Annotated in this window: 15 protein-coding genes; 4 read left to right on the top strand and 11 right to left on the bottom strand. The window is 42.7% G+C overall.

Annotation, left to right across the window (positions count from 1 at the left end; translation table 11 throughout):
- A partial coding sequence (locus tag PS3_RS06355) for a LacI family DNA-binding transcriptional regulator (protein WP_007122403.1) occupies window positions 1-660 on the bottom strand: 660 nt, incomplete at its 3' end.
- A 132-nt stretch (window positions 661-792) separates the two neighbouring features.
- On the opposite strand from PS3_RS06355, the gene PS3_RS06350 reads away from it, so the two are divergent.
- Together PS3_RS06350 and PS3_RS06345 are read left to right on the top strand one after the other, a co-directional pair.
- Window positions 793-1,896, top strand: a complete 1,104-nt coding sequence (locus PS3_RS06350; protein ID WP_007122402.1) for a M24 family metallopeptidase — start codon at window positions 793-795, stop codon at window positions 1,894-1,896.
- 67 nt (window positions 1,897-1,963) lie between these two features.
- On the top strand, window positions 1,964-2,218 hold the full coding sequence (locus PS3_RS06345) for a type II toxin-antitoxin system prevent-host-death family antitoxin (RefSeq protein WP_040468436.1): 255 nt from the start codon (window positions 1,964-1,966) through the stop codon (window positions 2,216-2,218).
- A 294-nt stretch (window positions 2,219-2,512) separates the two neighbouring features.
- Here PS3_RS06345 and PS3_RS06335 read toward each other — a convergent pair whose 3' ends face one another.
- Window positions 2,513-2,941 (bottom strand): hypothetical protein, encoded by a 429-nt coding sequence (locus PS3_RS06335; protein WP_050950875.1) that lies wholly within the window; start codon window positions 2,939-2,941, stop codon window positions 2,513-2,515.
- 1 nt (window position 2,942) lies between these two features.
- A complete protein-coding gene (locus PS3_RS06330; protein ID WP_007122401.1) occupies window positions 2,943-3,380 on the bottom strand; it encodes a DUF948 domain-containing protein in 438 nt (145 codons plus the stop codon).
- Window positions 3,381-3,487: 107 nt separating this feature from the next.
- Here PS3_RS06330 and PS3_RS06325 point away from each other — a divergent pair, with 107 nt between their 5' ends.
- A complete protein-coding gene (locus PS3_RS06325) occupies window positions 3,488-4,351 on the top strand; it encodes a mechanosensitive ion channel family protein (protein ID WP_007122400.1) in 864 nt (287 codons plus the stop codon).
- 29 nt (window positions 4,352-4,380) lie between these two features.
- Here PS3_RS06325 and PS3_RS06320 read toward each other — a convergent pair whose 3' ends face one another.
- Genes PS3_RS06320 through PS3_RS06300 form a run of 5 tightly spaced genes read right to left on the bottom strand, consistent with a single transcriptional unit; the run spans window position 4,381 to window position 8,739 of the window.
- Entirely contained in the window at window positions 4,381-4,899 is a 519-nt protein-coding gene (locus PS3_RS06320) for a YfcE family phosphodiesterase (RefSeq protein ID WP_007122399.1), read from the bottom strand.
- Window position 4,900: 1 nt separating this feature from the next.
- A complete protein-coding gene (locus PS3_RS06315; RefSeq protein ID WP_007122398.1) occupies window positions 4,901-5,491 on the bottom strand; it encodes an XTP/dITP diphosphatase in 591 nt (196 codons plus the stop codon).
- 3 nt (window positions 5,492-5,494) lie between these two features.
- Window positions 5,495-5,812 carry a thioredoxin gene (gene trxA / locus PS3_RS06310; RefSeq protein WP_007122397.1) on the bottom strand — a complete coding sequence of 106 codons (318 nt, stop codon included), beginning with the start codon at window positions 5,810-5,812 and terminating at the stop codon, window positions 5,495-5,497.
- 15 nt (window positions 5,813-5,827) lie between these two features.
- Complete coding sequence (locus PS3_RS06305) at window positions 5,828-8,197, bottom strand: endonuclease MutS2 (RefSeq protein ID WP_007122396.1); 2,370 nt, start codon at window positions 8,195-8,197, stop codon at window positions 5,828-5,830.
- A gap of 11 nt (window positions 8,198-8,208) precedes the next feature.
- Window positions 8,209-8,739 (bottom strand): CvpA family protein, encoded by a 531-nt coding sequence (locus PS3_RS06300; RefSeq protein ID WP_007122395.1) that lies wholly within the window; start codon window positions 8,737-8,739, stop codon window positions 8,209-8,211.
- A 79-nt stretch (window positions 8,740-8,818) separates the two neighbouring features.
- On the opposite strand from PS3_RS06300, the gene rnhC reads away from it, so the two are divergent.
- Window positions 8,819-9,724: a ribonuclease HIII gene (gene rnhC, locus PS3_RS06295; protein ID WP_007122394.1), complete on the top strand. Its 906-nt coding sequence runs from the start codon at window positions 8,819-8,821 to the stop codon at window positions 9,722-9,724.
- Window positions 9,725-9,762: 38 nt separating this feature from the next.
- Here rnhC and PS3_RS06290 read toward each other — a convergent pair whose 3' ends face one another.
- Genes PS3_RS06290 through PS3_RS06280 form a run of 3 tightly spaced genes read right to left on the bottom strand, consistent with a single transcriptional unit; the run spans window position 9,763 to window position 10,777 of the window.
- The gene (locus tag PS3_RS06290) at window positions 9,763-10,065 is read right to left on the bottom strand and encodes a DUF1292 domain-containing protein (RefSeq protein ID WP_007122393.1); all 303 of its coding nucleotides are present in this window, start codon (window positions 10,063-10,065) and stop codon (window positions 9,763-9,765) included.
- 8 nt (window positions 10,066-10,073) lie between these two features.
- Window positions 10,074-10,514, bottom strand: coding sequence for a Holliday junction resolvase RuvX (gene ruvX, locus PS3_RS06285; protein WP_007122392.1), 441 nt, complete (start codon window positions 10,512-10,514; stop codon window positions 10,074-10,076).
- Complete coding sequence (locus PS3_RS06280) at window positions 10,514-10,777, bottom strand: IreB family regulatory phosphoprotein (protein WP_040468432.1); 264 nt, start codon at window positions 10,775-10,777, stop codon at window positions 10,514-10,516. The genes ruvX and PS3_RS06280 overlap by 1 nt, the downstream gene beginning before the upstream one ends.
- Window positions 10,778-10,889: the final 112 nt, after the last annotated feature.

Genomic DNA, 10,889 nt, shown 5'->3' with positions numbered 1-10,889 from the left:
AAAAACATTAGCCGGATCAAATGCTAATCCTTGCGCTTCTAGTGCCTCTTGGTAGGCCGGAATTCGATTCTGTGCATTAATTGGCGTTTGATCATATCCCACTAATAAGCCAATCTTTTGGTGCCCATGCTGAGCCAAGAAGTTTACTGAGTCCTTGGTTGCTTGTCGATAATCAATCCGGACACTCGGTAGTGAATCATCATCCACGACCGAACCCGATACTAAAACGGGAATAGCTGAATTATCAAATTCTTTTTTTAGATCATCGGATAAATCATGACCCATGAAAATAATACCATCGACTTGTTTAGCCAGCATACTTTGAATCACCTGAACAGGTTGTTGTTCGACAGTGTCCAAACTCGTTAAAATCATGTCATACTTATAAATAGCTGCAACATCATCAATCCCAGCCGCTAATTCAGCAAAATAATCATCGGTAATCTTGGGAATTACCACCCCAACGGTTGTGGTTTTCTTACTAGCCAAACCGCGCGCTACCGCATTAGGCCGATAATTCAAGCGCTTGATTACTTCTAAGACCTTATCCCGCGTTTCTGGTTTCACATTCGTATTCCCGTTGACAACCCGCGAAACCGTCGCCATTGAAACATTTGCTTCATGGGCCACCGTATAAATTGTTACCGGTTGTTTTTTCATAATAAACCCCTTTCATCACTAAGGTGATCTGTTTTCATTCATTTTCATTTATAATAGCTCAAATTAACGGAAAGTGCAAAACGGACTAAAAACAAAATGCTATAATGAAAATAATTGAAGGAGGCCGATAATATGGCATATGAAAAATTAGCTGAATTACAAACTACTCTACAAAATCATCAAATTGATGTCGCCTATCTTAGCGATCCGATGACCATTAAATATCTAACTGGGTTTGGCAGTGATCCTTATGAACGGATTTTAGCTTTAATCGTTTTTCCCGACCAGGATCCTTTCTTATTTGGGCCGGCCTTAGAAGTTGAAGCTATCAAAGGCACCGGTTGGCCATATCCAGTATATGGTTACCTTGACCATGAACAACCCTTTGCGATGATCGCTGAGCAGATTAAGAAACGGTTACCAGATCCTCACCAGATCGCAACCGAGCAAAATTATCTCACCGTTAGTCGTCAACGGGCCTTACAAGAACAATTCCCCCACGCCAAATTCGATCACGATCTAACGCAGACCATCGAACACATGCGTTTGATTAAGAGTGCGGACGAAATTGAAAAATTAAAAATTGCGGGTCAATGGGCTGACTTTGCCTTTGAAACCGGCTTTAAGGCCGTCCAAATTGGGCGCACCGAACAAGAAATCTCCGCTGAAATTGAATATGCGCTCAAGAAAAAAGGCATTATGGAGATGAGTTTTGACACTTTGATCCAAGTTGGTCCTCATGCTGCCGAGCCTCATGGCGAAACAAGTACGAATCAAGTTCAGAATAACGAGCTCGTGCTTTTTGATCTGGGAACTGTTTTTGATGGCTACGTCAGTGATGCCTCTCGGACAATTGCGGTTGGAACTTTATCAGATCGGCAAAAAGAAATTTATCAAGTCTGCTTAGAAGCCCAGTTAACGGCCCAAGCGGCCGCTAAACCCGGTATTACCGCCGCAGAACTAGATAAAATTGCCCGTGACGTGATTGATCATGCCGGTTATGGTGAATACTTCATCCACCGACTTGGTCATGGAATGGGAATGAGCGATCATGAATTTCCATCCATCATGGAAGGCAATGATCTTGTGCTGGAACCAGGAATGTGTTTCTCAATCGAACCGGGCATCTATATTCCTGGCTTTGCCGGGGTTCGGATTGAAGACTGCGTAGTTATTACTCCAGATGGGAATGAACCATTCACGCATATGACCAAAGAACTCCAATACTTTGGATAATTTTTGTTGATTTCCAATCTTCGCTCAGTATAATTAAAATACAAAATATTTAAGGAGCGTGATCAGTTTGGAAAATTCGATTCCGGTTTCAGAAATTAAAGATTTCAACCAAACCTTACATGACGTTTCTAAAGGATCGCAAGTGATTATCACTAGCCATGGAGACGATAAATATGCAATCGTTGATGCAGATGAATGGAGAAAATCACAATCAACCATTAAGCTTTTAGAAGAATTACAAAAAGGTTATAAATCGTATAATGAAGGTCGTTCACATAACTTGGATGAATTTTCCAAGCTTATTACAGTAGACCATGAGTAAATACAAATTAGTTATCACTGATCAAATGACTCAGGACACTAACGATTTCATCACCTATAAGCTACAAAAAGGTACCTACCCAGAACATAATTCTGGTACTAAACTTGATACTAGGGTTAATATTAATAACAACGTAAGATTCCATAGTATCGAAGATTGTGTTGTATTTTATGAAGTTATCAATATGAACATCGTAGTATTAAGACTTATCCCTTCTAACGCAAATTGGATGAAAATTATTATCAATTAACAAAGCCCTTGACCTCTAAAATGAAGTCAAGGGCTTTCGCTTATTCAGTTGGCTTCTTCATCAGTTTGATCAATAATGATGTCACCATCGTCTTCGGAAATATCTTTGGTATTTTCACCGGCTAAAGCAGAACGAATATCAGCAATTTCTTCGTCAAAATCATTAGTACTAAATTGTTGACTTACCTGACTAACCTTATCATTAACAGTCTCAGTGACTTTGTCAGTAGTGTCCTTAACTGTCGCCTTCAAATCTTGAAAACGATCGGCTGCTTGTTCGCTATAATCTTGTGTTAAACCATCCACAATATCAAGCGCATTTAATGAATAGTCCGTCAGAAAATCCATTAAATCATAAGCCCGATCAGTCACCTTAGCCTTGAGTTCCTCTTTTTGTGCTGGCGTCAAAGATTGCCAGGCCACATAGGCCGCCGCTCCACCAAAAGCTAATCCCGCTAAAAATTTCTTTCCCATCTTATTCTGCCTCATGTTTCTTTCGTTTTCCAAAGCGCCCTAACGCCCCCATCATGGCTGCTTGGGCTGCCGTCTTAAAAATCCGATTCTTAAAAGGTGACTGCTCCCGTTGCGCATTTAACTTTTCAACCATTGCTCGAGAGGCATCATTTAAGTCGCTAACACTTTGACTGACGTTAGCAATCGCTTCAACAGCAGGCGTAATCTTTTCCGCCTTATCATTCAGATCATCCATTAAGCGATTTGTGTTTTCTAAAATGTCTTCTAATTCCCGACCAAGTGAATCGGCATCATTTCCTAATTGAGTGATTTGGCGCGTCGTTTCCTGCAACATCGCACTCATCCGCGTCAGAAAAATACATAAAAATACAACTAATACTACAAAGGCACCCGCCGCGATCAAACCGGCAATTGAGCCCATTGATTGTCCAATGATCATTCAATCGTCCTCCTTCATATAACTATTATCATATCATTTATAGACACCAGTCACAAACAGATTTAGTATGCTATGATAAAGTTACTATTATTAAGGAGTTACTTGACATGAATTCGCTCATATCCAAACAAGCGCAACTTGCGGCAAAGTCATTTACTAACCTGAACTGGGATCGACTCGCCCAAAATATTGTTGATAAGGCTTTTTCTTTAATTATGACAATCCTTATCTTTTTCCTTATTCTCGGAATTGGGAAACGGATCATTAATTCAATTTTTCATAATACCAAACGGATCACCCTATTAGGCGGTAGTCATCGTGCAGAAACCTTTCATTCGATTATCTTGAATATTTATCGCTATACTTGTTATTTTTTCTTTTTATATGCCATTCTTTCTTTAATCGGCGTTCCCATTGGTACTCTAATTGCCGGAGCCGGAATCTTTTCAATAGCTTTAGGGCTTGGTGCCCAAGGATTTGTGAGCGATGTGGTCAATGGTTTCTTCATTCTATTAGAACAACAAATTGACGTGGGAGACATTGTCCAAATTGGGACTATCAAGGGCACGGTCAAAGCCGTTGGTTTGCGAACCACCCAAGTCCTCGGTAGTGATGGAACCTTAACCTTTATTCAAAACCGTAATATTACCATGGTCCAGAATTTTTCCCGCCACGATCTTACCGCCAATGTGGATATTGCTATTACCACTAAGACTCCTTTAAATGAGTTAAAATTAGTTGTTGAAAACTTAACCGATGAAATCATGAACGACTTTGATAATTTAACTAGCCAACCACAAATTATTGGCCCCACTACTAATCAAAACGGTCAATTGGTTTATCGGATCATGATCACGGCTAAAAGTGGTACCCAAACGGTCACGGCTAGCAAAATCCTCGCCCGTTATTTACAAGCCGCTCAACAAGCACAGATTGAATTACAGACCACTAGTCATTATCCAATCAATTAAAAAAAGTCTCCTTAACGGAGGCTTTATTTTTAACGTTGCCAATCAAAGGCCAATTCTTCAATTGGCTGCATGTCACGGTTATAATACTGCACTTTCCAAGCTGCTGGCGTTACCTCAACAATGGCAAAGGTCCCACCAATATATGCATATTCACCACGTGGCTGACTAATACTTCCCGGATTAATCAACAGATGATTGTCGGCCGTCGTGACCGCTAGTTGATGCGTATGTCCATAGCCCACCACATCAGCAGCCTCGGCTTCGGCTAACAGTGATAAAGGAGTTAGCGTAGAATTTACACTGTAGTGATCACCATGGGTTACCACAACTTTTTCGTGATCAACGGTTGCACGTTGAATCTCAGGATAGGTAAAGCCCCAGTCTGTATTTCCTTCCACCGTCAAAAAAGGCGTCATGACATCCGTTGATGGATCAAGATTGGAATCGCCACAGTGCATCATCAAGTCAACCTGATCACCAAAAATCTGGACGATCCGGTCTAAAATCTGTCCTTCCCCATGATTATCTGAAACTAGTAAAACCTTCATCCTAATTCCACCATTCTTTAAATTCTTGCATTAAAGCTTGGAGAGCCCGGCCCCGATGACTAATTTGATTTTTTTCGGTCATCGACAAGGTCGCCATTGGCACTTCTAATTCATCTACCCAAAAAATGGGGTCATAACCAAACCCATTTTCACCTTGTGGAGTATCCAAGATATGCCCATTAACCTGTCCATTGACGACGATTTCTTCACCAGTCGGTTTTAAGCCGAAGATCGTCGTATGAAAATGGGCCGACCGTTCCGCAAAAGGAAGGCCATTCAATTTTTCAAGAACCTTTTGGTTATTAGCGGCGTCATCATGATCCCCCGCATAGCGCGCCGAATAAACACCCGGTTCTCCATTTAAAGCATCAATCATCAAACCTGAATCATCTGCTAATACCGGCAAATTAAAAGCCGCTACTGCCGCTTGTGCTTTCTTGCGAGCATTTTCTTCAAAGGTCCGTCCATCTTCAACAATTTCTAATGGTGGAAAATCCGCTAAAGTTTTCACTTCCAGCTGATAAGGAGCTAACAAGGCCGCAAATTCTTGAGCTTTATGGGCATTCTTGGTTGCAATAATTATCGATGCCATGTACTACTCCTTTAAATAAGCCTGGAGGACTTGAGCTAATTGTTCTTTAGAATGATAACCACTAATCTTATCCACCACGACACCATCTTTTTTAATCACCAAAGTTGGAATACTCATAATTTGGCATTCTTTAGCGGTCGCTTGATTACAATCAACATTTAACTTGTGAAAACTAACTTGATTGCCCATCGTTTCAGCCAATTCTTCAACGACAGGAGTTTGCATCCGACACGGGCCACACCATTGCGCCCAAAAATCAATTAATTGAACCCCTTGTTGGGTATCATTTTGAAATGTCGTGTCGGTCGTTTCGTGAATCATTTTCCTTCTCCTCAATTAAAAGAATGCAATGGTCGCTCCATCGCCACCATTGTTCGGGGTCGCAAATTCGAATGATTTGACCCGCGGATTACTCCGTAAGTATTCTTGGGTCCCCTTGCGCAAGGCACCGGTTCCTTTCCCATGAACAATTGTAACACTTGTTAAATTATTTAATAAGGCATGATCAATAAAAGCATCTAATTCACTCATGGCCTGTTCATACCGTTTACCGCGCAAATCAAGACGAGCCGCGGTTTGGCGGGTTTGAATCGTCCGAACAGGTCGTTTGCGTGCTTTTGGAGCGTCAGTTTTTATTTGTCCCGCCGCAACCTTAGTTAAATCCGCCTCGTCAATCGCCATTTTTAGAATTCCTAATTGGACTTCCCATTGGTGACGACCACGCTTAGCCACCAGTGTCCCTTGCTGACCGTATGATTTGACTTGCACCGTATCACCAGGTTTTAGAGCTTGTTTAGCCTTAGCGCGCCGCAAGACCGAATTATGCGCTAATCGCGGATTATCTTGATGTAGGGCATTTAATTGCCCCTTAGCATTAATCAATTCATGTTCTTTAACGTTAGCCCCTTGTTGGACCTGTAGTTGCCGAAGGTGATGGATAATCTTGTCGGCTTGTTTCTTCGCTTGCGCCACCTCATGGTTCGCCTTGGATCGCGCTTCATCATATAAACGGTCCCGCTGCTCATCAAAACGAGTTAATTTCTGCGTTAATTCCGCTTCCTTTGCCTCATTAGCTTCACGAAGTTCAACTAATCGCGCATTTTCTTCGCGAGCCTGCTTCCGTTGCTCCACTAGATCCCCAATCATTTGATTCAGATCTTGGCTATCAGCCTGCACGAGAGACTGGGCGGTTTGAATAATCCCCGGATCTAACCCCAGTCGGTTAGCAATCGCAATCCCGTTTGATTGTCCGGGAATCCCAATTAAAAGCCGATATGTTGGTTGTAAAGTGGCTTGATCGAACTCCATGCTGGCATTAATGGTCGCTTGACGATCGTAAGCGTAAACCTTTAACTCTGGATAGTGAGTCGTCACCATCACCCGGGCACCACAAGTTCCAATCGCATCCAGAATTGCCATCGCCAGGGCTGCCCCTTCTTTCGGATCAGTCCCGGCCCCTAATTCATCCAGTAAAATCAGACTATGGTCGGTCATTTGTTCAAGGATGGTTTTGACGTTTTCCATATGGCCCGAAAAGGTACTCAGATTTTGCTCTAAGGACTGTTCATCACCAATATCAGCAAAGACATTGTCAAAGACCGTTACCTGACTATTTTCATTGGCCGGAATGAACATTCCCGACTGAGCCATCAATTGAATGATCCCTAAGGTTTTTAAGGTAATCGTCTTCCCACCAGTGTTAGGCCCGGTAATCACAAGGGCTTGATAGTCTTTACCCAGTTGAATATCATTTGCAACCACTTGGTCTTGCGGAATTAAGGGATGCCGGGCTTGCCGGAGGTTAACGACCAACTGATCATTCACGATTGGCAAACTAGCCTTCATTTGTGCGGCCAATTTTGCTTTGGCATTAATCAAATCTAAATGTCCCAAGATCGCCTCGTTTTGCGCAATCTCGTCTTGATATGGCCGAATCAAATCCGACAATTCAATCAGCACCCGCCGCATTTCTTGGACTTCTTCAATTTGAGCCTGGCGGAGGCGATTATTTAATTCCACCACGCTTCCTGGTTCAATATAAAGAGTCTGCCCGCTGGCACTTTGATCGTGCACCACGCCCCCAAATTGATTCCGATATTGTGCTAAGACAGGAATCACATACCGGTCGTTCCGAATGGTGATAATCGGGTCAGATAACTTCTTAGCTTGTTTTCCCCGCGTATAATGTTCCAGCGCCTGGCGGATCTCAGTCTCCGTTTGACTGATTAATTGACGCACCCCATGCAATTTCGTTGAGGCTTCGTCTTTCAACCGGCCATCAAGCTCTAAGGACCGCACTAACCGTTTGGTGACGTCGGGAATCGTCACAATTCGCGCCACTAACTGATCTAAAGTCCGTAAAGTCAACTTTTGTTCCGCTAATTGTTCAAAAAACGTTTGCACCCGCATACTGGTTCGTAACACCTGCATGATTTGGGCTAATTCTGTCCCGTTTAAGGCCGCATCAACTTTCAAGCGTTTTAATTGCGGACTAATGTCGGCTAAAGTTGGAATGGGGATTCCCCCTTCAACCCGTAACAAATCAGCGCCATCAGTGGTTTCAACTAACCAGTCCTGAATAGTTTTTATATCAGTTTGGGGGACTAAAGCCCCTAATTCCCGTTTTCCGGCTGCAGAAACAAGAAAAGGCTCTAATAAGCCCTTGACCGCATCATATTCTAATGTCGATAAGATTTTTTCGTTCATTTTGTCTCCAATTATAAAATCCAATTAAAGAACCACTGAGTCAAAAATGGCGTTTGGTGAATGATCCATTGCGCCAATCCCGAAGCAGTTAGCTGGTTTTGCCAGCCTTCAATTGGCAATACTTGAAAAATAACTAATAGTATAAAAATTATTAAATAGGCAATTACCAGATTGACAATGCCACCTGCCCATTGATTTACCCAGCCAATCAATGGAATTCGATTAACCCAATGAAAACGGCGAATCAACCAACGACCAAGCGCATTGACAATTAGGAATAAAATAAAAAAAGCAATCCCGTGGTAAAAGAGTTGATTGGTAGCTAAAGTTAGGTTACTAGTTAAGGTCGTTTGGGCATTATCGGAACCGATTTGCGGGAAGATCTGCATTAAGAAGCTCCCGAAGCCATTAGCCCCCCATGAAGCCAGCAGCCAAGCGACAAAGTAGATAACCAGGCTTAACATTAAAGCGACGAAGCCTTGCCGATAGCCCCGCAGGCCAGCAGCAATTAAAATTGCTAGAATAATTACTGTCAGAATCATTGCTTCCTCCTTGAGTTAAGAAATATTTTAGCATTTACCGGCTAGTTTTGCTATTGTATTGATTAGGAAGGAGAGAGTCATGAATGTCGTTATCCAGGTCGATCCTGCGACCTTTCAAAAAATGCAAGCTACCTACCCGAGCCAAGGAAATCTACCCACGGGGGCCAGCTTCCAAGCTAAACTAAAGGGAGTCACCGTGACCGGTTATACCAAAAGTCGTAAGGTCATGTTTCAAGGCCAACTGGCCCAAGAAGAAGCCCAACGTTGGCAAGCTAATCCGGTCCAAAAAAAGGCAAATCTAACTAAAGATCCCAGTCTTCCCGCTGATTTTTCCCATTGGTCCGTCTTAGGATCAGATGAGGTTGGTGCCGGGAGTTATTTTGGACCCCTGACGACGGCAGCGGTTTATGTCGCGGCTAATCAAGTTGACCAGCTAACTCAACTGGGCATCCAAGATTCCAAAAAGTTAACGGATCCGCAAATTATTAAACTAGCCGAACAAATCATTGCGCTTTGTCCTTATACCTACTTAAATCTCATGCCTGAAGCCTATAATCAACGGATGCAAAAATATAATCAGGCCCAACTAAAAGCCCTTTGTCATAATATTGTCCTTGCTAAAACTCTGGAAAAGATCGCCCCAGCAAGGCCGCAAGCGATTTTAATCGATCAATTCGTCCAAGCGAAGACCTATTATCATTATTTGACTGGGCAACCACAAATCGTCAAAGATAAGGTTTACTTTCGGACTAAGGGCGAACAAGTTCACGTTGCCGTGGCCGCTGCTTCGATCGTTGCCCGCTATTATTCCTTGCAGGCAATGGATGCGCTCAGTAATGATGCCGGTATGACCATTCCAATTGGCGCTAATCACGCCGTGGATGAGGTGGCCGCCAAATTAATCCGTCAAGGCCAACAGCTTGGTCACTTCGCCAAATTACATTTTGGTAATACCCAAAAAGCCCAAGCGATCGCTAATCAATAATAAGAGCCAGACCACCACTTTAGTGATCTGGCTTTTCTTTATAGATTCACATTTCCCTCATCATCGATGAAAGTATTGAGAACTTCTTGCACCATCTCCCATTCAACATCATTTTCAATCGGTTGAAGTTCAATTTCATCATCTTCTTCGTCCCCAGTTTGTTCAAAGGCAAAGGCTTGAATGCTGACTTCATCAGCATTTTCTTCTTCCGCCGGATATAAACAAATGTACCATTTCCCGGTTTCGTCAGATTGGAACCGCATTAGTTCCATATATAATTCTTCATTGCCGTTTTCGTCGACAAGGGTAAAAACTTCTTGTTCATCACGTGGTTCTGTCATTGTTTTCCTCACAATTTAGTCGTTAATTTGCCATGGCGATCTAAATAATTTTGTAAGATCAGGGTGGCTGCTAATTCGTCAATCACTTGCTTTTGCTTTCTCCGCGAAACATCCGCTTCCTCAATCAACATACGCGATGCTTGGACGGTTGTTAAGCGCTCATCTTGATAGTCAACAGGCAGGTTGGGAAACTTAGCCTGTAAAAGTTCGCCATAATGCCGCGAAGCCTCCACACGAGGTCCCTCTGTATTATTCATATTTTTAGGCAAGCCGATAACAAAGCCGGCTACTTGGCGTTCTTTTACTAATTCAGCGATTCGTTCCAAACCAAAAACTTCTTCAGTTTCGTTAATCGGAATAATTTCCACCGCTTGGGCCGTCCAACCTAAAGGATCACTTTGGGCTACCCCAACGGTTTTTGAACCAACATCTAAACCCAGTAATCGCATTAATCGGTCACCCCATTATGGTGAAGGTAAGACCGCACTAGTTCTTCGACGATCTCATCTCGTTCATATTGCCGAATTAGATTTCGCGCATCATGCAGACGTGGAATATAAGCCGGGTCACCGGACATTAAATAACCGACAATCTGATTAATCGGCTTGTATCCCTTTTCTTCTAAGGCATCATAGACCGTCTTTAAGGTTGCTTCCACACTTTGCGGACGACCTTGGTTAAAATCGTAAAACATTGTTTCATCTGTTGCCATGATCGTTACCTCCATTAATATTACTGGTGTTATTTTACTATAAATAGTGGTTTGAAGCTAGCTATCAAGCTCTCAGTCCCAATATAAAAGGCCCATTTAGATGAGCCTTTCC

It is taken from the genome of Limosilactobacillus gastricus PS3, assembly GCF_000247775.1.
Lineage (GTDB): Bacteria > Bacillota > Bacilli > Lactobacillales > Lactobacillaceae > Limosilactobacillus > Limosilactobacillus gastricus_A.
This window is presented reverse-complemented; position numbering and strand designations above follow the sequence as displayed.